Raw genomic sequence first — 24,647 nt, forward strand, 5'->3', positions numbered from 1 at the left:
CAGCGGTGTCAGACCCCGCCGTCGATCGCGGCGGTGGTCAGCGCCTCGGCCTTCAGACCCCACTTGTCGAGGATCTTCAGGTACGTGCCGTCCGCGATGATCTCCCGCAGCGCGAGCTGGACGGCGTGCCGCAGGTCCGTACGGTCCCGGGCGATGCCGATGCCCATGGGGCTGGCCTCGACCTGGACCCCGGCCAGCTCGAACGCGTCGTTGCCGTCCTTCACCTGGGCGGCGGCACTGGTGTAGCCGTCGACGACCGCGTCGAGTTTGCCGGCCTTGACCAGCGGGTACCCCTCACCCGAGCCGAGCCCGGTGATGGTCGGCTTGGGGCGCCCGGCGGCGGCGCACAGCTCGGCCTGGGCCTGAGCCAGGTCGTCCTGGGTCGTGTCGGCCTGCAGGCCGACCCGCTGGCCGCAGATGCCGTCGATGCCGGAGATGTGGCGCGGGTTGCCCTTGGCGACCACGACCTGGGAGCCCTCGATCAGGTAATCGAGGTAGGTGAGCTGCTTCTGACGCTCGGCGTTGTCGGTCATCCCGGACATGATCGCGTCGGCCTTGTGGCCGGCAACGGTGGGGATGAGGTCGTCCCAGGCGATGTTGCGGAAGTCCAGGCGCAGGTGCAGCCGGTCGGCCAGCGCGGTGGCCAGGTCGACGTCGATGCCCTGGGCCTTCTTCTGGTCGTCGTAGTACTCGAAGGGCGGGTAGGCGATCTCCGAGGCCACGACCAGGGTGCCGGCCTTGCGCACGTCGGCCGGCACCGCCGCGGCGGCCGTGTCCGGCCGGCTCGGGGCTGCCGACGAATAGGTGGCGCTGCCGCCGATGATGGCAGCCACGACGGCGAACGCCGTAAGGGCTGGTCTGACGCGCACGTCCCCTCCTCTACCGCAGGGTGCGGAATTGTCTGTCCAATCGGCGAGGTGGCTCGGTAGTTGAGGAGTTTCAATCCTCAAGAAATGCTCAGACCTACCGATTCGAAGGGGTGAAGAAACACGAGTTGGGGGAGTTCATGTTTCGGGCACTGCCACGGCTGACCCTGGGCCGGAAGATCGTCGCGCTCGCCGTTGCCGGACTGATCCTGGTCCTCGCCGTGGGCGGGATCGGGCTGCTGGCCGCGGCCCAGCAGCAGCAGGCGCAGGAGCGGTTGCAGCGCGCCACGGACGCGGAACGCGCCGACCGGGCGGTGGCCGCCGCCCAGGCCGTGCTGCGCGGCGACGTGCTGTCCGCGATGGTGGCCCGCACGGCCGAACAGCGCCGGGCGGCGCTGGACCGGCTCGGCGGTGACGCCACGACGCTGCGGGACAGCATCGGTGCCCTGCACGCCGACACGACGCCGGCCTCTGTCCGCCAGGCGTCCGCCGGCCTCGACGACAAGGTCGAGCAGCTGATCACCCTGAGCCAGCGGCTGGTGAGTTTGGCCAACCTCGGGGTCACCGACCCCTCGCAGGACAAGGCGCGGGCGGCGCTGCCCGCCTTCCAGAACGCCTCCGACGCCCTGGTCGGCGCCCTGAAGCCGGTGGAGGCGGCCATCGCGGCCGAGTCGCAGCAGGCGCGCCTCGACGCCAAGGCGGTGCAGAGCTCCGCCCGTACCCTGACGATCGCCGCCAGCGTGCTGGCCGCGGTCCTGCTGCTCGGCTCCGCCGTGTTGCTGGCCCGGCACATCGGCCGCCGCCTGGCGGACTGCCTGCAGGTGGCCAACGCCATCGCCGCCAAGGACCTGTCGGTCCACCCGCGGATCACCGGCTCCGACGAGCTGACCGAGCTGACGGTCGCGATGGGCCGCGCCACGGACAACGTCCGCTCGGCCGTTCTGGACCTCGACGAGGCCGCCGCGACCCTGAGCAGCGCCTCCGAGGAGCTGCACGCGACCAGCGCGAGCCTCACCGACGGCGCGCAGGCGACGGTGGCCCGGACGGACAACCTGGCCGCGGCGGCCGGGACGGTGCACACCGTCGTCGGCTCGGCCGCCTCCGGGGTGGGCCGGATCAGCGACTCGATCGGCGAAATCGCCGCCCGGACGACGGACGCCCGGCGGATCACCGCCGACGCCGCGGCGGCCGCGGAGACCTCGGGCCGCCTGGCCGAGCAGCTCGACACGTCGAGTGCCGAGATCGGCGACGTGGTGAAGCTGATCAACTCGATCGCCGAGCAGACCAACCTGCTGGCCCTGAACGCCACCATCGAGGCGGCCCGGGCCGGTGAGTACGGCAAGGGCTTCGCGGTGGTCGCCGGGGAGGTCAAGGACCTGGCTCGGGAGACCGCCGCCGCCACCGAGGACATCTCCCGGCGCATCGACGCGATCCAGCGCGACTCGCAGGCGATGCGCCAGGCCACCGCCGAGGTGGCCCGGATCGTCGGTGACATCAACGGCACCCAGGACGTCATCGGCATCGCGGTCGAGGACCAGACCCGGGCCACGACCGAGATCACGGACAGCGTGTCCCAGGCGGTCACCGCGGTCGACGGCATCTCCGGCGAGCTCCAGGCCGTGATGCAGGATGCGTCGCTGACCCGGATCGGCGCGGGCGAGACGCAGAACGCCGCCACCGACCTGGCCCGGCTGGCGGTCCAGCTGCGCAACCTCGTCCGGGAGTTCCGCCTCGACTGATCCCCCAGCGCCGTCCCGTGGGGACGGCATGATGCAGTGCGCCGCCATGGCTTCCAGCCGTGGCGGCGCTGTGCTGTCCGGGATCGCGCGCGTTTCGCGAAGGCGGCTGCAGCACGGAGTCGCGGCAGTAAGCTGGTGCCTTATCTCAGCGCGGGTGACGACCCGGACACCGTAGATCGCACCCCTGCCGCCGCCTTCCGGCGACCACCGCCGTGACTGTCACGGCTCACCTGCATCGATACCGCCGTGCGTGGCGACCCATCCGACTGTCGAGGGAGCACACCATGGCCGTAACAGCAGGAGCAGACGTGTTGGCGCCGCCGTGGCACGAATCCCGGGTATCGCGGCACTTTCCGTTGGTGGTCTTCACGCTGACGTTCGCGCTGATGCTGTCGGACTACATGTCCCGGCAGGTGCTGGCCGCGATCTTCCCGTACCTGAAGTCCGGCTGGGGGCTGACCGACACGCAGCTCGGCGTCCTGACGAGCATCGTGTCCCTGATGGTCGGCGTGCTGGCCGTCCCGTTGTCGATCCTCGGCGACCGGTGGGGGCGCGCTCGGGCGATCGTCGCGATGGCGCTGCTCTGGAGCGTCGCGACCATCGGCTCCGCGCTCGCCGCCGGCTACGGGCAGATGTTCGCCGCCCGCGCTGTCATGGGCATCGGTGAGGCGGCGTACACGAGTGTCGGCCTCGCGGTGGTGGTGTCCGTGTTCCCCCGGTCCCGTCGCGCGACGCTGGCCGCGACGTTCATGTCGGGCGGCTCGCTCGGCGCGGTCCTGGGTGTCGCACTCGGCGGCGCCATGGCCGCGCAGTTCGGCTGGCGCTGGACGTTCGCCGCGATGGGTGTCCTCGGTCTGGTGCTCGCTTCCCTGTACGCCGTGCTGATCACCGACCGCAGCCTCCGCGCGCACCGGGTCACCGAGGTCGGCATCACGCCGCGGCTGACCACGGGCCAACGACGCGCCGGGATCGGCACGCTGTTCGCCAAGCCGTCCATGGTGGTGGCGTACTTCGCCAGCGGCATGCAACTGTTCGTTGCGGCCTCGATGGTGGTGTGGGTGCCGAGCTACCTCAACCGCGCACACGGGATGGCGCCGCGCAGCGCGGCCGGGGTCGCCGCGCTGCTGATCCTCGTCATGTCGATCGGCATGATGGCATGCGGCTTCATCGCCGACCGGGTCAGCCGGCGTCACCCGTTCCGTCCGTGGACGACTGCGGCGGTCTATTCGGCGCTGGCACTGGTCTTCCTCACCGCCGGCTTCGCGATGGCCCCGGATACGGCGCAGCTGCTGGTGCTCGCCGCCGGCTTCTTCTTCGTCGGGGCGACCAACGGCCCGATGGGCGCCGTGGTGGCCCACCTGACCCACGAGTCCATCCGGGCCACCGCGTTCGGCTTCCTGACCACGTCCAACAACGTGCTCGGGCTGGCCCTCGGCCCGATCGTCACCGGGATGATCGCCGACCGGATGGGCCTGGAGAGCGCGCTGCGCATCATCCCGGTATTCGCGGTGGTGCCCATCGTCGCCTTCGTGGCCGGGCGCCTGCTGTACCCGGCGGACCTCCGGTCGTGGGCGATCGAGGCAGCCCACGACGATGCGACCGGTCGCGTGGAGACGGCCGCGCAGGCGACCCCTGTTGTGCCCAGCGGGCACCAGTAACGGCCCGACCCGCTGGGGGGCGGCATGGCGGCGACACAGGGCACGCGTGCCCGTTCCCGGCCGTCCCCCGGTTCGTGGGTGTCGCGACACTTTCCGCAGGTGGTCTTCCTGCTCACCTTCGGACTGCTGCTGTCGGACTACATGTCCCGCCAGGTGCTCGCCGCCGTCTTCCCGTACCTGAAGGCGGACTGGCAGCTGACGGACACCCAGCTGGGCAGCCTCACGAGCGTCGTGGCGCTGATGGTCGGCGTCCTCGCCGTGCCGCTGTCGATGCTCGGCGACTGGTGGGGGCGGGTCCGTGCGGTCCTGATCATGGCGGTCGGTTGGAGCCTCGCCACCGTCGGCTCGGCGTTCGCGGCCACCTTCGGGCAGTTGATGGCCGCACGCGTTCTCGTCGGCGTGGGCGAGGCGGCGTACACGAGTGTCGGGCTCGCCGTGGTGCTCTCCGTGTTCCCCGCGACCCGGCGCGCGTCGCTGGCCGGCGCGTTCACGGCCGGCGGCGCGTTCGGCGGCGTCGTCGGCGTGGCGGTCGGTGGGGCGATCGCGGCCCAGTTCGGATGGCGCTGGGCACTCGCCGCGATGGGTGCCTTCGGCCTGGCACTCGCGGCCCTGTACGCCGTCCTGGTCAGTGAGGACGGCGTGCGGGCGCACCGGGTGGCAGCGGTCGGCGCGGTGGCGTGGCCGCGGCGCGCCGGGCTGGCCACGTTGTTCTCCACCCCGTCGGTGGTGATGGCCTACCTCGCCAGCGGCACCCAGTTGTTCGTCGCCGCCACGCTCATCGCGTGGTTGCCCAGCTACCTGCACCGCGTGCACGGGATGGCGCCCGCGCGCGCGGCCGGGGTGGCGGCGCTGCTCATCCTCATCCTCGGCGCCGGCATGATCGGCGGCGGACTGATCGGCGACCGGGTCAGCCGGGACCGGCCGCAGAGGATATGGAGTGCGGCGGCCGTGATGTCCGCACTGTCACTGGTCTTTCTCGGCGCCGGTTTCCTCATGCGCCCCGGCGGGCTGCAGTTGCTGGTGCTCGCGGTGGGCTGCTTCTGGGCGGCCGGCACGACGGGCCCCTGCGGCGCGGTGGTCGCCCGCCTGACCGCCGAGTCCGTCCGGGCAACCGCGTTCGGCATGCTCGCCCTGTTCAACAACGTGCTCGGGCTGGCCGCGGGTCCGCTGCTGACCGGTGTGCTCGCCGACCGGCTGGGCTTGCAGACCGCGATGCGTTTCGTGCCGTTGGCCGCGGTGGCCGCCATCGCCGCGCTGCTGACCGGCCGGAGCACCTACCCGGCCAGCCTCGGGCGGATGTGCGCCGGCGCTGTCCACACCCCCCATCCGGGCCCGGCCACCGGCGCACCGCGCATGGGCCTAGGTGGCCGGTAGGTCCGCCCGGCGCGCGCGCCACTGGCGGGGGCTCTCGCCGAAGTGCTGGCGGAACCACCGGGAGAACGCGCTGGGCGCGGCGAAGCCCAGCAGGATGGAGATCTCGGTGAGCCGGTAACGCTCGAGGGACAGGTACCGCTCGGCCAGCCCGGCGCGTACGGAGTCCACGATGGAGCTGAACGTCTCCCCCGTCGCGGCCAGATGCCGGTGCAGCGTCCGCCGGTCCATGCCCATGGTGCGGGCGACCTCGTCGACGCCGCACCGACCGGTCGGCAGCAGCATCTCCACGAGGTCGCGGACCCGGTCCGCGGCGGGCGCGCCGCGGGGTGCGGCCAGCGCGGCCAGCAGCTCGTCGATGTGGGTGCCGGAATCGGGGCCGGCCAGCACGTTCGGTGCGTCGAGGTCCCTGCCGTACAGCACCAGGCCGGTGAAGCTGTGGCCGAAGTGCACCCGGCCGCCGAGCATCCTGGTGTGGGTGGCGGTGTCCGGCGGGGCGGCGTCCGTGAAGCACGCGGACAGGGGCTGCCACGACGGGCCGAGCACCTCGCGGATGATGCCGTACAGGGCTCCCATGGCGAGTTGCTCGGCCTGTGTGGACGGGGCGGGTTCGCCCATCTCGAACCACAGCCGGATGGTCGCCAGCCCCTCGGTCTCGGCGACCCGGATCCGCAGCGCCTCGTTGTAGCTGTGCTCGTAGCGCATCAGCAGGCCCAGCGCGTCGCGCAGTGTGGGCTCGCCGCGCAGGACCACGCTGAGCGGGCCGAGCGTGGACAGCCGGCGGAATTCGGCGAGGCGCAGCCCGAAGTCGGCGTGGCCGCATGCCCGCGCCGACATCTCCAGCAGCCGCGCGACCCGCACCACGGGCACCCATTTCTCGGGGGTCGCCAGGTCGGCCGGGTCGAGGTCGACAGCGCGCATCAGGGCGGCCGGATCAGCGCCCAGCGACTGGGTGAGCTGCAGGTAGCCACTTAGTGACGCATACCGGATAGATGGTTTCAAAACACCCTGCCCAATGTCCCCGAGGGGTAAGAAATCTGTCCCAAGGAGTAAAGCATGTGGTAGTAATCACGCCTACTGTTGCCTCCATCACGGCCCCCGTGGTCGATAGGGACCCCGCGCAAATGCATCGGCGGGGTCCTCCCGCCGCTTCGTGAGGAGGCAGCTCGTGGCGAAGGCAATTCGCTTCTACTCGGCCGGTGGCCCGGAGGTCATGCGGTGGGAGTCGGTCGAGGTGGGCGAGCCCGGCACCGGTGAGGTCCGGGTACGGCACATGGCCGTCGGACTGAACTTCGCCGACACGTACTTCCGCAGCGGCCTCTACCCCGCCGCCCTGCCCGCCGGGATGGGAGTGGAAGCGGCCGGAGTCATCGAGGCGGTCGGCCCCGGAGTCACCGGCTTCCGCGAGGGCGACCGGGTCACCTACACCGGCAGCCCGCTGGGCGCGTACAGCACCGAGCGGGTGATGTCCGTGGCGCCGCTGATCAAGCTGCCGGACGCCATCGGCTTCGAGACCGCCGCCGCCATGACCATGCGCGGCCTGACGACCTCCTACCTGTTGCGCCGGATCGCGCCGCTCAAGGCGGGCGACACCGTCCTGCTGCACGCGGCCGCGGGCGGCGTGGGCCTGATCTTCTGCCAGTGGGCCAAGCTGCTGGGCATCACCGTCATCGGCACGGTGTCCAGCGACGAGAAGGCCGAGGTGGCCCGCCGCCACGGCTGCACCCACACCATCGTGTACTCGCGCGAGGACATCGCGGCCCGGGTGCGTGAACTCACCGACGGCCACGGGGTGCCGGTGGTTTACGACAGCATCGGGGCCACGACCTTCGCGCAGTCGCTGGACTCGCTCCGGCGGCGGGGGCTGCTGGTCTGCTTCGGCACGGCCAGCGGCCCCATCCCCCCGATCGACGCGATGCAGCTGGCGGTCAAGGGATCGCTGTTCGTGACCCGCCCCGCGCTGGCCGACTACATCGCCGACGAGACCGAACGGGCCGAGCTCGCCGGCGAGCTCTTCGACCACGTCGCGTCCGGCCGCATCACGATCGAGATCAATCAGCGGTACGCGCTGGAGGACGCCGTCCAGGCCCACCGGGACCTGGAAGCCGGCCGCAGCATCGGCTCCTCAGTCTTCAGCCTCGAAGCAGGCAACTGACACCACGTTGGGAGACCCCCCATGACCGACATCATCGACCAGGACACCCGGCCGGACGTCACGCTGCCCGCGGGCTCCATCGAGGCGCATCCCCTGACCGTGCACATCGGCGCCGAGCTGCGCAACGTCAACCTCGGCGAGGTGGCGCGCAGCGACGAGAAGTTCGCCGAGCTGAAGGCGTTGCTGTTGAAGCACAAGGTGCTGTTCGTCCGCGACCAGGACATCAGCCGCGCCGAGCACGTGGCGCTGGCCGAGCGGTTCGGGTCGCTGGAGGACCACCCGGTGGCCGGCAGCGACCCCGACCACCCGGGCCTCGTGCGCATCTACAAGGACCTGGACAGCCCGGCGGAGCACTACGAGAACGCGTACCACTGCGACGCGACGTGGCGGGAGGCACCGCCGATGGGCTGCGTGCTGCGCTGCGTCGAGGGTCCCCCGGTCGGCGGCGACACGATCTGGGTGAACATGGCCGAGGCGTACCGGCGGCTGCCCGAGGACGTGAAGGCGCGCATCGAGGGGCTGCGGGCGCGGCACAGCATCGAGGCGTCGTTCGGCGCCAACATGCCGACCGAGCAGCGGCTCGCCCTGCACGAGCGTTTCCCCGACGCCGAGCACCCGGTGGTCCGCACCCACCCGGAGACCGGCGAGAAGGTGCTGTTCGTCAACGCGTTCACCACACACTTCACGAACTTCCACACGCCGAGGAACGTGCGGTTCGGTTTCGACTACGCCCCCGGCGCGAGCGAGCTGCTCAATTACCTGATCCGCCAGGCGGCCGTCCCCGAGTACCAGGTGCGCTGGCGCTGGACGCCGAACAGCTTCGCGATCTGGGACAACCGCAACACCCAGCACTACGCCGTCCAGGACTACTGGCCCGCCGTCCGAAAGATGGAACGCGCCGGGGTCATCGGCGACAAGACGTTCTGATTCACCACCACCCCCGGTTAGGAGACTCCCCCATGCATTTCCTCGACGACTCGCTGTGGCCCGAGACCCAGGAGAAGCTGGTCATCACCGCCGCTCCCTACGGTCCCGAATGGGAGCCGGGCGACTTCCCCGAGGACATCCCGGTCACCATGGACGAGCAGGTCCAGGCCGCGATCGACTGCTACAACGCCGGTGCCACCGTGCTGCACATCCACGTCCGCGAGCTGAACGGCAAGGGCTCGAAGCGGATGTCGATGTTCAACGAGCTGCTCGGCCGCATCCGCGAGGCCGTGCCGGACATGATCCTGCAGATCGGCGGTTCGATCTCCTTCACCCCGGAGAACGACGGTGAAGCGGCCAAGTGGCTGGAGGACGAGGCCCGGCACCTGCTGACCACGCTGGACCCGGCGCCCGACCAGGTCACCATCGCCATCAACACCAACCAGATGAACATCGTGGAGTTGATGACCGCCGACGACATCGCCGGCACCTCGTTCGAGCGGCCCGCCCTGCACGAGGCGTTCCGCAACATGGTCGTCCCGGCCGAACCGGCCTGGGTCGAGGAGCACCTGAAGCGACTGCGTGCCGCCGGCATCCAGCCGCACTTCCAGCTGGCCAACGTCGCCCAGCTGGAGACCGTGGAGCGGCTCGTCCGCCGCGGCGTCTACACCGGACCGCTGAACGTCACCTGGGTCTCGATCGGTGGCGGGTTCGACGGTCCCAACCCCTACAACATGATGGAGTTCATCCGCCGGGTCCCGGACGGCGCGATCCTCACCCTGGAATCGATCATGCGGGCCGTGCTGCCGATCAACACGATGGCGATCGCGATGGGCCTGCACACCCGCTGCGGCAACGAGGACACCCTCTGGGGCCTCAAGGGCGAGAAGATGACCTCCGTACGTCAGGTCGAGAAGCTCGTCCGAATCGCCGATGAGCTCGGCCGCAAGGTGGCCGATGGCAAGGAAGCCCGCGACATCTACAAGATCGGCGAGTACTGGGACAGCGCCGACGAGGCGCTCGCCAAGCTCGGCTTCCCGCCGAACCGCAAGCCCGGCCAGCTGGGCTTCACGTTCCACTCCTGACGCTTCACCGTTCCGCGTGGGGTGCGGTCATCCGCACCCCACGCGCGCTCCTCCCCAAGGCCACCCCCTCACCCCCACTCGGCTCATCTCCTTGGAGCGACCCATGGCCATGCAAGTCAGTGCAGGTGTCACCGCCCCCGCTACACCCCTCGCCCGTACCCGCCGGATCTTCCCGTGGGTCGTCTTCACGCTCACCTTCGGACTGCTGCTGTCGGACTACATGTCCCGGCAGGTCCTCTCGGCGGTCTTCCCGTTCCTGAAGCAGGAGTGGGGGCTCACCGACACCCAGCTGGGCACGCTGACCAGCGTTGTCGCTCTGACGGTCGGGATCCTGGCCGTACCGCTGTCGCTGGTCGGCGACCGCTGGGGCCGGTCGAAATCGGTCGTCCTCATGGCCGTGGTCTGGAGTGTCGCCACGATCGGCTGCGCGCTCGCCGCCGGTTTCGGTCACCTGCTGACCGCCCGGCTGCTCATCGGCGTGGGCGAGGCCGCGTACGGCAGCGTCGGTCTCGCGGTCGTGCTGGCGGTCTTCGCGGCCAGCAAGCGGGCCTCGCTGACCGGCGCGTTCATGGCCGGCGGTTCGTTCGGCTCCGTGCTGGGCGTCGCGCTCGGCGGCGCGCTCGCGGCCCAGTACGGCTGGCGCGCCGCGTTCACCGTGATGGGCGTCTTCGGCATGGTGCTGGCACTGCTGTACTGGGTCCTCGTCAGCGACCGCAAGCTGGCCGCCCACAAGATCGACGACGCGGCCGACACCGGGCCGAAGCTGGCCGGTGGGCAGGGACGGGCCAAGCTCTCCACGCTGTTCTCCACGCCCTCGGTGGTGCTGGCCTACTTCGGCGGCGGCCTGCAGCTGTTCATCGCCGGTTCGCTGTTCGCGTGGCTGCCGAGCTACTTCAACCGGGGCTACGACATGCTTCCCGCGAAGGCGGCGAAGGTGGCTGCGGTGTTCATCCTGATCATGGGCATCGGCATGATCGTCTGCGGTGTGATCTCGGACCGGGCCGGCAGGAAGGCCCCGATCAACAAGTGGACGACGGCCATCACCTTCTCCGCGGTGACCGTGGTCTTCCTCGCCGCGGGCTTCTCGGTCAAGCCGGGCGGGCTGCAGATGCTGCTGCTGGCGGTCGGCTGCTTCTTCGCCGGTGGCACGACCGGACCGACCGGTGCCATGGTGGCGCGGCTGACCCACGAGTCGATCCGGGCCACCGCGTTCGGCACGTACACCTTCTTCAACAACGTGCTCGGACTGGCGGCCGGGCCGCTCGTGACCGGTGTCCTGGCCGACAAGTACGGCCTGGAGACCGCCATGAAGTACGTCCCGCTGGTGGCCGTCGCCGCGATCGTCCTGCTCATCGCGGGACGGCAGGCATACCCGTCCAGCATCCGCAAGCTCGACGCCGCGGCCGAAAGGGCCGCGTGACGATGGAACCGGGCACCGTGATCGTCACGGTGCCCGGGCTCCGCGGGCACGTCGAGGAACACTGGCAGACCCGGCTCGCCGCGGCCACGCCGAACGTACGGCCCGTGCCGCCGCTCGGCCGCCAGAACCCGAGCCTCGACGAGCGGGTCGTGGACCTGCACCAGGCGATCGAGTCCGCCGACGGGCCCGTGGTGATCGTCGCGCACAGCGGCGGGGTCATCACGACCATCCACTGGGCCGCCCGGCACGCCGAGTCGATGCCCGGACGCATCCGGGGCGCCCTGCTGGCCACCCCACCCGACCTGACCGCCGAGCTGCCGCCGGAGTACCCGTCTCTGGCCACTCTGGCCGGGCTGGGCTGGCTGCCGATCCCGCTCAAGCCGCTGCCGTTCCCCAGCATCGTCGCGCTGAGCAGTAACGACACGCTCGGCGACCCGGTACGGGTGCGGGCGATGGCCGCCGCGTGGGGCAGCCGGATCGAGGAGATCGGCCCGGTCGGCCACCTCAACCCCGCGTCCGGCTACGGCGACTGGCCGCAGGCCGAACCCCTGATCACCGAACTGTGCACCGTGGAGGTCCCGCGATGACCCTCAACCTGGCCACCCTGCTGGAGGACAGCGCCCGCCGGCACCCCGGCCGCGACGCCGTCGTGCTGGGCGCCACCCGGCTGACGTACGCCCAGCTCGACGCCGCCGCCAACCAGGTCGCCGCCCTGCTGGCCGACCGCGGGGTGCAGCCGGGTGACAAGGTCGCGCTGTCCTGCCCGAACCTGCCGCAGTTCCCGATCGTCTACTACGGCATCCTCAAGGCGGGCGCCGTGGTGGTGCCGCTGAACGTGCTGCTCAAGGGCCGCGAGGTCGCCTACCATCTGGCCGACTCGCAGGCCAGGGCGTACGTCTGCTTCGAGGGCACCGCGGACCTGCCGATGGGCGCCGAGGGCCACGCCGGTTTCCAGCAGACGCCGGAGTGCGAGCACTTCTTCCTCATCACGGCCGACCCGGCCGCCGCGTCGCCGATCGACGGCGTCCAGACGCTGGGGCAGGCGCTCGACGGGCAGCCCGCGACGTTCACCACGGTCGGCACGAGCGAGACCGACACCGCGGTGATCCTGTACACCAGCGGCACCACCGGGCAGCCGAAGGGCGCCGAGCTGTCGCACGCGAACCTGGTGTTCAACGCGCTCACCTCCAACCGCCTGTTCGGCTCGCTGGCCACCGCGCACGAGCGGCACCTGATCACGCTGCCGCTGTTCCACTCGTTCGGCTCGACCGTGCAGATGAACGCGGGCATCTCTGTCGCGTCCACGCTGGTGCTGCTGCCGCGCTTCCAGGCGGACCAGGCCGTGGAGCTGCTGCAGCGGGAGAAGATCACCTTCTTCGCCGGGGTGCCCACGATGTACTGGGGCCTGCTCGGCGCGCTGCACGACGGCGTCGACGTCGCGGAGATCGCCCGCAACATGCGGGTGGCCGCCTCCGGTGGCGCCTCGCTGCCGGTGGAGATCATCAAGCAGTTCAAGGAGCGGTTCGGGGTCCAGATCCTGGAGGGGTACGGCCTGTCCGAGACCTCGCCGGTGGCCACGTTCAGCGACCCGGAGCGCGACCCGCGGCCCGGTTCGATCGGCGTACCGATCTGGGGCGTCGAGGTGAAGCTGATCGACCCCGAGTGGAAGACGATCGAGGGCACCGACGAGGTCGGCGAGATAGCCATCCGGGGGCACAACATCATGAAGGGCTACTACAACCGGCCCGAGGCGACCGCCGAGGTGATGCGGGACGGCTGGTTCCGTACCGGCGACCTGGCGCGGCGTGACGCCGACGGCTTCTACTACATCGTCGACAGGGCCAAGGACATGGTCATCCGCGGTGGCTTCAACGTGTACCCGCGGGAGATCGAGGAGGTGCTGCTGACGCACCCGGCCGTCTCGCTGGTCGCCGTCGTCGGGGTGCCGCACGACACCCACGGCGAGGAGGTCAAGGCGTTCGTCATCCGCAGCGGTGAGATCACCGAGGACGAGCTGATCGCCTGGTGCCGGGAGAACATGGCCGCGTACAAGTACCCGCGCATCGTCGAGTTCGTCGAGTCCCTGCCGATGACAGCGACCGGCAAGATCCTCAAGCGGGAGCTGGCCGGACGATGACCGCCACGAACGTCGACGTCGCCGTTCCGGTCACCCCCCGCCAGCGCCCGGCCACCACCCTGATCCCCGGCCTGGTGGCCGCCGCGGCGGGCCTCGGTGGCGCGTTCCTGCTCAGCCATCTCGTACCCGCGGTGGGCATCCTCACCTGGGCGGTCGCGCTCGGGGTCGCCGCCGCGAACCTGCGGATCCTGCCCGGCCGGTGCCGGGCCGCGCTCGGCCACCTGACCAAGCGGCTGCTGCGGGCCGGGGTGATGCTGCTCGGGTTCTCCGTGTCGATCGGCGCGATCCTGGCGCTGGGGGCACCGGTGATCGCCATCGTGGCCGGCACGCTGCTGTCGACGCTGCTGTTCACCACGTGGCTCGGCAACCGGATGAAGCTGGGCGGGGCGCGCAGCCTGCTGATCGGCACCGGCGTCGCGATCTGCGGTGCGTCGGCCATCGCCGCCATGGAGGACACCGCGGGCGCCGACGACGAGGACGTGACCGCCGCCATCGCGATGATCACGCTGTTCGGCACGGTCGCGCTGGTCGCGTACCCGCTGCTGCGCGGACCGCTCGGCCTCAGCGGCGTCCAGTACGGCGTATGGACCGGCGTGGGCGTGCACGAGGTCGGCCAGGTCGTCGCCGCCGCCAGCCCGGCGGGCGCCGCGGTCGTCACGGTCGCGGTCGTCGTGAAGCTCACCCGGGTACTGCTGCTGGCGCCGGTGGTGGCCGGGGTCAGCGTCGTGAAGCGGCTCCGCTCGCCGCTGACCGGCGCGGGGGTCAAGCGCCCGCCGCTGGTGCCGCTGTTCGTCCTCGGCTTCCTCGCCTGCGCCGCCGTACGCAGCACCGGCGTCGTGCCCCAGGTGGCGCTCGACTGGATCCGGGTCCTGCAGATCACCGCCCTCGGCGCGGCCCTGTTCGGGATGGGCGCCAGTGTGCACCTGGCCTCCCTGGTACGCCGCAGCCCGGGCGCGATCGCGCTCGGCGCCGTCTCCACGCTCTTCGTCACCGGCGTCGCGCTCGGCGCCACCCTGCTCTTCGTCCACGGCTGACTCCGCCCAGACTCTGATGGGAAGACCACCTATGAGCACCTTCGACCTGTTCCGGATCTCCGAGGACCACGAGGCCCTGCGGGAGGCGGTACGCGCGGTCGCCGAGGACAAGATCGCCCCGCACGCGGCCGAGGTGGATCAGACGGCCACCTTCCCGCAGGCCGCGTACGACGCCCTGGTGGCGACCGACTTCCACGCCCCGCACGTCCCCGAGGAGTACGGCGGCGTGGGCGCGGACGCCCTGGCGACCTGCATCGTGATCGAGGAGGTGGCGCGGGTCTGCGCCACGTCGTCGCTGATCCCCGGCTGCAACAAGCTCGGCAGCCTCCCGCTGATGCTCGGCGGCTCGGAGGAGCTGAAGCACAGGTATCTCGCCCCGCTGGCCCGCGGCGAGGCGGCGTTCTCGTACGGCCTGTCCGAGCGGGAGGCCGGCAGCGACACCGCGTCGATGAGCACCAGGGCCAAGCTGGTCGGCGACGAGTGGATCCTCAACGGGCAGAAGTCGTGGATCACCAACGCGGGCTTCTCCGAGTACTACACCGTGCTGGCCGTGACCGATCCCGACGGGCGGCGCGGCGCCAACATCAGCGCGTTCATCGTGGAGAAGTCCGACCCCGGCTTCTCCTTCGGCGAGAAGGAACGCAAGCTCGGCATCAAGGGATCGCCGACCCGCGAGCTGCACTTCGACGACGTACGGATCCCGGCGGACCGCATCATCGGCGCACCCGGCGAAGGCCTGAAGATCGCCCTGCGGACCCTGGACCACACGCGGGTCACCATCGGCGCCCAGGCGGTCGGCATCGCCCAGGGCGCGCTGGACTGCGCCCTGGACTACGTCCGCGAACGCGCGCAGTTCGGCAAGCGGATCGCCGACTTCCAGGGCATCCAGTTCATGCTGGCCGACATGGCGATGGCGCTGGAATCGGCGCGGCAGCTGGTGTACGTGGCCGCCGCCAAGTCCGAGCGCAACGAGGAGGACCTGTCGTTCTTCGGAGCGGCCGCGAAGTGTCACGCCTCGGACGTGGCGATGCGGGTCACCACCGACGCGGTGCAGTTGCTCGGCGGATACGGCTACACGCAGGACTTCCCGGCCGAGCGCATGATGCGCGACGCCAAGATCACCCAGATTTACGAGGGCACCAACCAGATCCAGCGGGTCGTGATGGCGCGTCACCTGCTGGCCCGCGGCGGAGCCTAGGCCCGGAGGAACGGCGATGACCAGTACGATCACCGACCCGCTCACCCTGTCGCGGCAGGCCGACCGCCTGGAGGAGTCCGGGCGGCTGGCGGAGGTGGAGCAGCTGTGGCGCGGCGCCCTCGACGGCCCGGACCAGCTGGCGCGGTTCGCCCGGTTCCGGCTCGTCGGGCTGCTGGAGCGGCTCGGCCGCGACCGCGACGTCGAGCACATCTGGCGGGCGGCCGTCGAGGCCGGTGACTCGCTGGCCCGCATCCACCTCGCGGTGCTCATGGAGCAGCGCGGTGAGCTGAGCACCGCTGAACGGCTGTGGCGCGAGGCGGCCGCCGACGGCGAGAAGCGCGCCCGCCGGCGGCTCGTGGACCTGCTCGCCCGGCAGGGCCGCGTGGCCGAGGCCGCGAACGTGTGCCAGCAGGCGCTTGCCGCGGGAGACGGCACGGCCGCCGCCCGGCTCGGCAGCCTGCTGCGGTAACGCCACGCCGCCGGATCAGTCCCGGTCGAGCCCGTTCAGGGCGGCGGTCATCCGGTCGGCCATCGACGGGTTCATGTCGGCCCACAGCTCACGGGCGCGTTCGTAGTGGCAGCGGGCCAGGTCGCGCTCGCCGAGTGCCTGGCGCGCCACGCCCAGGCCCAGCTGCGCCCGGGCCTGCTGTTCCAGGTCCCGCACGTCGGACTGCTGGGCGAGTTCGTACGCCGCGGTGTGCTCGGCGATCGCCTCGTCGTGGCGGCCCGCCGCGTTGGCCGCCTCGCCGAGACCGTTGTGCACGCCCAGCTCGCCGTACCGGTGACCCACCCGCTTGCAGATCACCATCGCCTCGCGGTGGCAGGCGACCGCTCGGTCGATCTCACCCCGCCGGGTGTGCAGGATGCCGAGAAAGTCGAGGGTGGACCCCTCGACGGACAGGATGCCCAGCTCCCGTGACATCCGCAGGGCCTGGGTCAGGTGCGCCTGCGCTCGGTCGTGGTGGCCGATCCGCGCCTCGGCACCACCCATGTTGCACAACGTGATCGCCACGCCCGGCTCGTCGCCGCTCACCTCGCAGAGGTGGAGGGATTCCTCGAAGTGCGGGACCGCCTCGGCGTCGCGGCCCATGTCGATCTCCAGGCACGCGAGGTTCGTCAGGGCCTTGTTCAGTCCGAGCATGTCGTCGCAGCGGCGGTGCAGCTCCACCGACTCGCGCAGGTGGGCGGCGGCCTCGTCGTACTTGCCGAGACGCATCTTGACGATGCCGAGCGTGTTGAGGCTGCTGCCCTGGCCGGATTCGTCGCCGGCGCGCAGGAACAACCGCCGGGCACGGGTGAGCGGCGCCAGCGCCGCCTCGACCTGCCCGCTGAGCACCAGGGTGGTGGCGGTCCGGAGGGTGGCCGCGGCCTCTGCGGGAACGTCACCGCTGTCGCGGGCGCAGCGGGCCGCGAAGCCGTGCACGGTGAGCGCCTCGTGCTGGTGGCCGCGCGCCACGAAGTAGCGGTGCAGGGCGGCACTGAACGCGACGGCATCGCCGGGCCGGTCGTGGTGGGCGGCGTACGCGGCGGCCGCGACGAGGTTGGTGCGTTCGGTGTCGAGCCACTGGGCGGGGTCGGTGAGGTCGGGCAGGGGTGTCGGCGAGGCGGGTGGGGGCGGCAGCCGGTCCGCCTCGGCCGGGTCGAGGCGGGTCGTGGCGGCGTTCGCGGCGGCGAGATAGTGGTCCAGGAGCCGGGTGAGGGCGGCACGGCGGTCGGCGCGCCGGTCCTCGTCGGCCGCGCGGGCGGCGGCGTAGGCGCGGACGAGGTCGTGCAGGCCGTACCGGTGGGCGGCGATGCCCTGCACGAGATGGTGGGCGGACAGCGTCTCCAGCAGGTCCGCGGTGGCGGCCAGGTCCGTGTCGTTGAGGGCGGCCGCGGCGTGCAGGTCGACGTCCTGGCCGGGGTGCAGCGCGAGCGCGCGCAGCAGGCGTTGCTCGGCGGCGGGCAGGTTGCGGTAGGACACGTCGAGGGCCAACTCGACGCCGGTGTCGAGTCGCCGGCCGCCGTGGCGTTCGTCGAGCCAGGCGGCGTGGTCGGCCAGCGTCCACCCGGTCTTCGTGCGCAGGTGCCCGGCCAGCAGCGCGAGGGCCAGCGGCAGGTGGCCGCACCGGTCGGCGATGCGGGCGGCCGCACCCGGATCGTCGTCCACCGGGATGCCGGTGATGGCGTCGGTGAGGAACCGCTGCGACTCGTCCGGGGTGAACACGTCGACCGCGAACCGGGCGGCGTGCCGCAGACCGGCGAGGTTGCGCCGGCTGGTGATCAGCGTGACGCAGCCGGGCGCCTCCGGCAGCAGCGGGCCGACCTGGTCCTCGTCGGCGGCGTTGTCCAGCACCAGGAGGGCGCGGCGACCGCTCAGCCGCTGCCGGTAGAGGGTGATCCGGTCCTCGAACCGGTGCGGGATCTGCTGGCCGGGCACCCCGAGCAGGCGCAGGAATCCGTCCAGCACCGCGGTCGGATCCGCGGGCGGTTGGGCGGGGTCGGGGTGGAATCCGCGCAGGTTCACGAACAGGACATGATCGAACGGTTCGTCGCGGATGAGCCGGTGCGCCAGGTGCACCGCGAGTTGTGTCTTGCCCGCACCCGCCATTCCCTCCAATGCGGAGATCGCCACCGTTGCGCCCGCCGGTCCGGCGGTGTCCAGTGCGTCGCGGATACGCGCCAGTTCGGATTCCCGGCCCGTGAAGGTCGGCAGGTCCCGCGGGAGGACGTCCTGTACGCGCACCTGCGCGGCGGCCCGGACCTCGCCGGTGATCACACGCAACGCCTGGCGCCATTGGTTGACATATCCGGGGTCGGGGTGCAACGCGATGACGACCGCGCTGACCAGGTCACTGTCGAGGCGGCGCCGGCCGAGGCGGAAACAGTCGACCACGGTGGTCCGGCCCACCTGCTCCCCCACTGCCCGCTCGGCATTGACCCGGCCGGTGATCGTTTCATAGGACGGGTTTCCGGCCCATGTCTTCAACGCCCGCAGGCATTCGATGAGCCCGTCCAGGCCCGTTTCCCGGCCGGGATCCGGCAAGGTCACAAACCGATTCGACGACGACATGGCGGCACTCCGGGTGATCGGCCGATCAGGACCGCAGCGAGGTTAGCAATCGAAGTTCATGACGGAAAGAAAGTGTCCAGAATTCGGAATCGGTATTCGAAACACGTCAAAGCACAGCGCCGCGAATACGGCACGATCGCAGGGGTGGCCGTCACACTCGCCGGGGCGCGTGTTCGCGCTCGGGGCCGGCGGTGGCACCGTCAGCGGTAGGCGCGACCGGGCGGACCGGTCCAGTACACGGGGAGGCGGGCGGCCATGAGCTTGTCCCATGTCACCTACCGCACCGCGATCGCGCGGGAGACGCAGCTGCTCGCCCGGGCCGCCACCGGCGCCGACCCGGCCTCCCCGGTGCCCGGCTGCCCGGACTGGACCCTGGCCGACCTGCTCCGGCACACCGGCAATCTGCAACGGTGGTTCACCGTCCTGCTGCGCGATCTGGCCCCCCAGCGGCCCGCCCGGCCCGAGATCGACCCGGACCTGCCGGCCGATCCCGCGCAGTACCCGGGCTGGCTGGTCGAGGGCGCCGCGGCGGCCGACGCCGTGATGCGCGACACCGACCCGGACGCGGGCATGTGGGCGTGGGGCCCCGACCAGCACGCCCGGTTCTGGGTCCGCCGGATGCTGCTGGAGACCCTGGTACACCGCCTCGACGGGGAACGGGCGGTGGGGCGGCCCACCGGGGTCGACCCCGTGCTGGCCGCCGACGGCGTCGACGAGTTCCTGACCAACCTGCCGTACGCCACGCCGTTCGCGCCGCACGTGTCCGGCCTGCGCGGCGCCGGCGAGGTGATCAGCTTCGAGTGCGCGGACCTGGACCGGCGGTGGGCGGTGCGGCTGGGCGCCGACGCCTTCGGCCTCGATCCGGACGCCGGCACCGCGCACGCGACCGTCCGGGCGGACGCCGCGGACCTGCTGCTGTTCGTGTACGGCCGGCCCGTGCCGGGCGCCGTCAGCCGGCTCGGCGACGACGCGCTGATCGCCCGGTGGTGCGCGAACTCCCGGTTCTGAGGGCGCCGGTCAGACGGTGCGACGGATCCAGGCCACGCAGGTCCTGTCGACCTTCGCGAACGGGATCCCGTACGCCTCCCGCGCCGCCTCGTCGTAGCCCTCCTGCCAGGTCAGTACGGCCCGGGTGAAGCGGAGCATCTTCTCCTGACCGTACGTGCGGGCCATGCAGTCGACAGCGAGGTGGCTCAACCCGTAGTAGGCGTCGCCCGCGCGCAGGGAGGCGTCCCTGGCGGGCGCCCTCGGGATCATCGAACGCAGTGGACGGTTGCGCAGCGCCCACCGCGCGCTGGGCAGGCGGGGGCTGGCGGTGGCCCGTCGCGGCAACAGGCCGATGTACTCCGCGATGCCCTCGGCCAGCCACTGCACGTCGACCCCGGGCGGCCCCGACGCGCCGGTGAGGGTCACCACGTGGCCCAGTTCGTGCTGCAGCGTGGTCTGCAGTTCCGCCGTTGTCGGGATGGCGCGGACCCGCACGATGACGTCGATGCCGTACTTGTTGATCGGCGTGGCCAGCCCGATGACCCACCGGTCGTTGTTGCCGCCATACCAGGTGCGCCACTGTTTCTCGCCGGCCAGGTAGATGCGGTAGTTGAGCTGCGGGGCGTGCAGCACGTTCGCGAACGCGTCGGTGTGTGCGGCCGCCTTCTCGGCCAGCGGCAGCAGTGTCGGCAGGTACTGCGCCTCGCTCGGGGCGGCGCCGAGGGTGACCCGCGTGCCTTTCCGGAGGACGAGGTGCCCGTCCTGCCAGGGCGTGGGCGTGAAGGTGTCGCTCGGACGGTCGTCGACCACCCGGGTGATCACGTACCTGCCGTTCACCGGTTTCATGGTCAGGATCTGCGCCACATGGGGCGGGTCGGCGTCGCCGCCACCCTTGCAGGTGTCCGAACCGAAGCAGTACCAGACGTTGCTCTTCAGGGAGACAACGGACGGGTCCTTGCTGCCCGCGGGACCGATCCGCGGGTCGTACTCGAACGTGGTGACGCCGAGAGTGCGCAGCGCTGCGTACCACGCCCGGTAGCGGGCCACGAGCGCTGGTTGACCCGGGTCGACGCCGTTCAGCCAGGCCTGCTCGTCGCCGTCGGCCAGGCCGGCCGCGTGCGAGCGCAGCGCCAGGGCCGCCTTGTCGAACGGCGTCGCGGGCACACCCGGATCGACAGACGGACCCGGTGCGGCGGTCCGGGCACCGGCGTTCGACGGATCGGCATGCGGGGTGCTTCGCGGCGTCCCGCCCCGGAGGAACGCGACGGCCAGCCCCGCCAGCAGCACGACCAGGGCGACCGCCGCTACCGGACGCCACGCAAGCCGTCCCCTACCGCGCGGCGTGGGCCCCGCTGCGGGCTCCTCGGCAGGAGTCGCTGCCTGGTGCGGCTCCGTGGGGGTCGGCGCGGTCATGAGCTGGAGAGAGTATCGGGACGCCGCAGCGCCATGATCGTCTGTTCGTACCGCGTCGGGTGCGCGCTCAGCCCGCCCGGGTGGGTCCGGCGCCGCCGCGACCGGGGACGACCAGCCGGGATTCGACAGCGTGATCCCTCATCCCGACCGGTTCCGGGACGATGTGCCAGGGGTGATGGCGGACCTGCCCGGACGGGACGCGACCTTTCGCGAGGCGACCACCGACCTGGTGCCGCTGTCCCCTACCGGCCCGTTCTTCGCTTTCGTGGAGCACGTGCGGGACCTGGTCGACCACGACCGGCTGCACGAGGCGCTCGCCGCGATCGACGAGTTCGCCTGGATCGCCGGGGCGCTCGGCGACCGTCCCACGCTGCACCTGCTGATCCAGCGCCGGATGTACACCTACCTGGAACTGCAGCAGTACGACGCGGCGCTGGCGGTCGGGGCGCAGCTGATCGGGCACCACCGGGCAGCGGGCAACGTGCCCGGCGAGGCCCGTACCAGCGCCGACCTGGCCGAGTTGTGCCTGCTGGCCGGCCGGGTCGCCGAGGGGATGGGCCATCTGGCGCGCGCCGGTCTGCTGCTGGAGAGCACCACCCGCCACAACGACGGCTACTACGGTGCGCTGTGCTCGTACGGCGACGCCGCGTCCACCGCCGGACTGTACGAGGTCGCCGCCGCCTGCTACGAGAAGTTCCACGCCCACCGCGCCTCGACCGTCCGCGCGGTCCTCGAGGTCCGGTACGGCAGCCTGCTGGTGTCCTGGGGACTGTGGCTGGATCAGCTCGGTCAGGGCTTCGAGGCCGGTCACCGGTGGCGGCGGCTGGAGGAGATCACCGGCGCCTGGCTGACCACGCTGGGTCCGGCGGCGATGGCGCACGACGTCGAGGTCATCGCGAGCGCCCGCGCGCTGGCCCTGGCCAAGCTCGGCCGCGTCGACGAGGCGATCGCGCTGGCCCAGCCGGTGGTGACCGCCCGGCACACCGGTCCGTACCACCCCGCCGACGTGTGGTGGGGCCACCTGGCGCTGGCGGTCGCCCTGCGCGCCCGCGGCGACCACGACGCGGCCCGCCGCGAATCGCTGGCCGCGGACTACCTGGTGTGCCACGACATCATGGCGGCCGAGGACCGGCTGCTCGTGCAGCGCGAGCTGGCCATGCTCAACGCCGAGGCCCTGGGCCGGGAGGCCTGCGCCGACCTGCTCGTCGCGCTGCAGGCCGAGGCCCAGCAGCTGTGGCGGGGCCGCCGGCAGCGGCTGGCCATGCTGCACGAGGCCCGCCGCCGCGCGGAGCTGGAGCTCGAGCACGCCCGGATCCACGACGCCCTGCGACGCGACCCGCTCACCGGGCTGGGCAACCGGCGCCACTTCGACGAGCTGATGGCGGCGCTGCACACCGGGGCCATCGCGCCGCCGCTGAGCCTGGTGCTCATCGACGTCGACAACTTCAAGACCATCAACGACACCCACTCGCACAGCGCGGGTGACCGGGTGCTGCGCGACATCGCGGAGATCATCGGCGGTCACTGCCGGCACGACATCGACACCCCCATCCGGTACGCCGGTGACGAGTTCACCGTCTTCCTCGCCGCCGACCTGGCCAGCGCGGCGGCCGTGGCCGAACGCATCCGGCACGCGGTCGCGGCCGCGGACTTCGGCGACCTCACCCCCGGCACCCCGGTGAGCATCAGTACGGGCGTCGCCGCGCTGCGGGCCGGGATGACCGGCGCCGATCTCTTCCACGCCGCCGACACCAACCTGTACCGGGCCAAGCGCGGCGGACGCAATCGCGTGGCGGCCTGAAAACCGCTTGCCGCGCCACGTGTCCGGCGGGCAGTCCGCTGGCCATGACGTTCTGACGACACCCCTTGCCGCGGCTTGCGAGCCGCCCGCCCGTCATCCTCCGTGTCCTCGAAGAGAGCGTCCGTGTCTGCGCACCAGCTGCGGCAGGAACCCCTGCCGCGCACCCCCGCCTCCGTTTCCGTGTTCGCCTCCGAGGGAAGCTGGATCGAATCCGCCGCCCTCGACCAGTGCCATCAGGTGGCCGCGCTCGACGGCATGATCCACGTCGCCGCCATGCCGGACCTGCACCCCGGCAAGGGCGCCCCGATCGGCGCCGCCATGTCCTCCACTGTGCTGTACCCGTTCCTGGTGGGCTCCGACATCGGGTGCGGCATCGCCGTGTTCCCCATCCGGCTCAAGCGCGCCGTACCGGAGCGGCTCGCCGCCCGCTTCCCCGACCTTGACCGCGCCCTCGACCCCGACGACCCGGCCCGGGATGTCCCGGCGGGCGAGGTGCCCGCCGGTCACCTCGACGGCCTCGGTACGGTCGGCCGGGGCAACCACTTCGCCGAGCTGGCCCGGATCGAGACCGTCAGCGCGCCGGAGCACGCGCGCCGTCTCGGACTCGACGCGGGCGACCTGGTGCTGCTCGTCCACAGCGGCTCCCGCGGCCTGGGCGAGCGGATCCTGCGGGCGCACACCGAACTCCACGGCGCGGGGCCCGCCCCCGACCCGGCCGCCTACCTGGCACAGCACGACGACGCCGTGGCGTGGGGTGCGCTGAACCGACGGCTGATCGCCGCCCGGATCGCCCACGCGCTGGGTGCGGAGCCCACCGAGCCGATCGTCGACCAGTGCCACAACCTGGTCGAGGTACGCGACGGACACTACCTGCACCGCAAGGGTGCCGCTCCGGGCGACGGCCGCGACGTGCTGATCGCCGGGACCCGCGGCACCCGCTCGTACCTCGTGGCCGCGCACGCCGGGCCGCAGGCCAACCACTCCGTCGCGCACGGGGCGGGCCGCAAGATGTCGCGCGCCGACGCGCTGCGCCGGGGGCGGGCCAAGCACACGGTCGAGCAGCTGCGCCGTACGCCGGTCGGGTCGGTGGTGGTCTGCGGTGACCGGCAGCTGCTGTTCGAGGAGGCGCCGACGGCGTACAAGCGCATCGAGCAGGTGATCGCCGACCTCGTCGCCCACGACCTGGCCACCCCGGTGGCCGTCACCGTCCCGTTGGTCACCTACAAGACGCCCGAACCGGCGGGGCGGCGGCGCGGGAAGTAATCCGTGGAGGGTGATTTCCAGGGATCCGTCCGGGTCTAGCGTTGGCCGCACCAGCGAGGTGACCACGGGAAGGTGAGACAGTCATGCCGGATCAGGCCGCCATCGGGCCGATCGATTTCGTGCTGTTGGAGTTTCCCGGCGATGCCGACACCACGGCGTGCGCCGAAGCTCTCATGGACCTGATCGAACGGGACGTGATCCATCTGTACGACCTCACGGTGATCCGCAAGGGACTCGACGGCTCGTACTCCGGGGTGGATCTGACGAACGTGACCTCGGAGGGTGCCGCCGGTTTCACCGCGTTCGCCGGCGCACAGTCGGGCCTGATCGGCGACGACGACCTGGCTCAGGCCGTCGAGGTCATGCAGCCCGGCACGATGGCCGCGATGATCGTGTTCGAGAACACCTGGGCCGCCCCGTTCGTCAGCGCCGCGCTGGACGCGGGCGGCGAAGTGGTCGCCAGCCAGCGGATCCCCGCGACGGCCGTGGTGGATGCGCTCGAACAACTCGAAGCTGTCCGCTGACCCTGACGAGCACGGAG

General features: G+C 71.6%; 20 protein-coding genes. 16 read left to right on the plus strand and 4 right to left on the minus strand.

All coding sequences use genetic code 11. The features are described 5' to 3' along the window. Positions 1-8: 8 nt before the first annotated feature. On the minus strand, positions 9-869 hold the full coding sequence (locus ACMCNN_RS15495; protein ID WP_412746912.1) for an ABC transporter substrate-binding protein: 861 nt from the start codon (positions 867-869) through the stop codon (positions 9-11). 137 nt (positions 870-1,006) lie between these two features. On the opposite strand from ACMCNN_RS15495, the gene ACMCNN_RS15500 reads away from it, so the two are divergent. The 3 genes from ACMCNN_RS15500 (at position 1,007) to ACMCNN_RS15510 (ending at position 5,637) form a co-directional block, all read left to right on the plus strand. Next, a complete protein-coding gene (locus ACMCNN_RS15500; protein WP_412746913.1) occupies positions 1,007-2,605 on the plus strand; it encodes a methyl-accepting chemotaxis protein in 1,599 nt (532 codons plus the stop codon). A 359-nt stretch (positions 2,606-2,964) separates the two neighbouring features. Next, positions 2,965-4,263, plus strand: a complete 1,299-nt coding sequence (locus tag ACMCNN_RS15505; RefSeq protein WP_412746914.1) for an MFS transporter — start codon at positions 2,965-2,967, stop codon at positions 4,261-4,263. A 78-nt stretch (positions 4,264-4,341) separates the two neighbouring features. Beyond that, complete coding sequence (locus tag ACMCNN_RS15510; protein WP_412746915.1) at positions 4,342-5,637, plus strand: MFS transporter; 1,296 nt, start codon at positions 4,342-4,344, stop codon at positions 5,635-5,637. Here the strand turns inward: ACMCNN_RS15510 and ACMCNN_RS15515 are convergent. After that, positions 5,623-6,636, minus strand: coding sequence for an AraC family transcriptional regulator (locus ACMCNN_RS15515; protein ID WP_412746916.1), 1,014 nt, complete (start codon positions 6,634-6,636; stop codon positions 5,623-5,625). The genes ACMCNN_RS15510 and ACMCNN_RS15515 overlap by 15 nt on opposite strands. Positions 6,637-6,802: 166 nt before the next feature. On the opposite strand from ACMCNN_RS15515, the gene ACMCNN_RS15520 reads away from it, so the two are divergent. The 9 genes from ACMCNN_RS15520 (at position 6,803) to ACMCNN_RS15560 (ending at position 16,059) form a co-directional block, all read left to right on the plus strand. Next, positions 6,803-7,789, plus strand: a complete 987-nt coding sequence (locus ACMCNN_RS15520) for a quinone oxidoreductase family protein (protein ID WP_412746917.1) — start codon at positions 6,803-6,805, stop codon at positions 7,787-7,789. A gap of 21 nt (positions 7,790-7,810) precedes the next feature. Beyond that, positions 7,811-8,716, plus strand: a complete 906-nt coding sequence (locus tag ACMCNN_RS15525) for a TauD/TfdA dioxygenase family protein (protein ID WP_412746918.1) — start codon at positions 7,811-7,813, stop codon at positions 8,714-8,716. 32 nt (positions 8,717-8,748) lie between these two features. Next, positions 8,749-9,801, plus strand: a complete 1,053-nt coding sequence (locus ACMCNN_RS15530) for a 3-keto-5-aminohexanoate cleavage protein (protein ID WP_412746919.1) — start codon at positions 8,749-8,751, stop codon at positions 9,799-9,801. 103 nt (positions 9,802-9,904) lie between these two features. Continuing rightward, entirely contained in the window at positions 9,905-11,221 is a 1,317-nt protein-coding gene (locus ACMCNN_RS15535) for an MFS transporter (RefSeq protein WP_412746920.1), read from the plus strand. Positions 11,222-11,223: 2 nt separating this feature from the next. After that, positions 11,224-11,808, plus strand: coding sequence for an RBBP9/YdeN family alpha/beta hydrolase (locus tag ACMCNN_RS15540; RefSeq protein WP_412747180.1), 585 nt, complete (start codon positions 11,224-11,226; stop codon positions 11,806-11,808). Continuing rightward, positions 11,805-13,358, plus strand: a complete 1,554-nt coding sequence (locus ACMCNN_RS15545) for a long-chain-fatty-acid--CoA ligase (RefSeq protein WP_412746921.1) — start codon at positions 11,805-11,807, stop codon at positions 13,356-13,358. The genes ACMCNN_RS15540 and ACMCNN_RS15545 overlap by 4 nt, the downstream gene beginning before the upstream one ends. Further along, positions 13,355-14,392, plus strand: coding sequence for a YeiH family protein (locus ACMCNN_RS15550; RefSeq protein ID WP_412746922.1), 1,038 nt, complete (start codon positions 13,355-13,357; stop codon positions 14,390-14,392). Before ACMCNN_RS15545 ends, ACMCNN_RS15550 begins: the two co-directional genes overlap by 4 nt. 31 nt (positions 14,393-14,423) lie before the next feature. Continuing rightward, positions 14,424-15,590 carry an acyl-CoA dehydrogenase family protein gene (locus tag ACMCNN_RS15555; protein ID WP_412746923.1) on the plus strand — a complete coding sequence of 389 codons (1,167 nt, stop codon included), beginning with the start codon at positions 14,424-14,426 and terminating at the stop codon, positions 15,588-15,590. 16 nt (positions 15,591-15,606) lie between these two features. Continuing rightward, complete coding sequence (locus ACMCNN_RS15560; RefSeq protein WP_412746924.1) at positions 15,607-16,059, plus strand: hypothetical protein; 453 nt, start codon at positions 15,607-15,609, stop codon at positions 16,057-16,059. Between the two features lie 15 nt (positions 16,060-16,074). Here ACMCNN_RS15560 and ACMCNN_RS15565 read toward each other — a convergent pair whose 3' ends face one another. After that, the gene (locus tag ACMCNN_RS15565) at positions 16,075-18,621 is read right to left on the minus strand and encodes a tetratricopeptide repeat protein (protein WP_412746925.1); all 2,547 of its coding nucleotides are present in this window, start codon (positions 18,619-18,621) and stop codon (positions 16,075-16,077) included. Between the two features lie 276 nt (positions 18,622-18,897). Here ACMCNN_RS15565 and ACMCNN_RS15570 point away from each other — a divergent pair, with 276 nt between their 5' ends. Then, complete coding sequence (locus tag ACMCNN_RS15570) at positions 18,898-19,650, plus strand: maleylpyruvate isomerase family mycothiol-dependent enzyme (protein ID WP_412746926.1); 753 nt, start codon at positions 18,898-18,900, stop codon at positions 19,648-19,650. 9 nt (positions 19,651-19,659) lie between these two features. On the opposite strand, the gene ACMCNN_RS15575 is transcribed toward ACMCNN_RS15570, so the two are convergent. Continuing rightward, positions 19,660-21,042 carry a hypothetical protein gene (locus ACMCNN_RS15575; protein ID WP_412746927.1) on the minus strand — a complete coding sequence of 461 codons (1,383 nt, stop codon included), beginning with the start codon at positions 21,040-21,042 and terminating at the stop codon, positions 19,660-19,662. Positions 21,043-21,172: 130 nt separating this feature from the next. On the opposite strand from ACMCNN_RS15575, the gene ACMCNN_RS15580 reads away from it, so the two are divergent. The 3 genes from ACMCNN_RS15580 to ACMCNN_RS15590 all read left to right on the plus strand — a co-directional run bounded on the left by ACMCNN_RS15580 (position 21,173) and on the right by ACMCNN_RS15590 (position 24,630). After that, complete coding sequence (locus tag ACMCNN_RS15580) at positions 21,173-22,843, plus strand: diguanylate cyclase (RefSeq protein ID WP_412746928.1); 1,671 nt, start codon at positions 21,173-21,175, stop codon at positions 22,841-22,843. A 123-nt stretch (positions 22,844-22,966) separates the two neighbouring features. Further along, the gene (locus tag ACMCNN_RS15585; RefSeq protein WP_412746929.1) at positions 22,967-24,106 is read left to right on the plus strand and encodes an RNA ligase RtcB family protein; all 1,140 of its coding nucleotides are present in this window, start codon (positions 22,967-22,969) and stop codon (positions 24,104-24,106) included. An 83-nt stretch (positions 24,107-24,189) separates the two neighbouring features. Next, complete coding sequence (locus tag ACMCNN_RS15590; RefSeq protein ID WP_412746930.1) at positions 24,190-24,630, plus strand: DUF6325 family protein; 441 nt, start codon at positions 24,190-24,192, stop codon at positions 24,628-24,630. Positions 24,631-24,647: the final 17 nt, after the last annotated feature.

Origin of the sequence: Krasilnikovia sp. MM14-A1004, from assembly GCF_047159485.1 — a bacterium.
Lineage (GTDB): Bacteria > Actinomycetota > Actinomycetes > Mycobacteriales > Micromonosporaceae > Actinoplanes.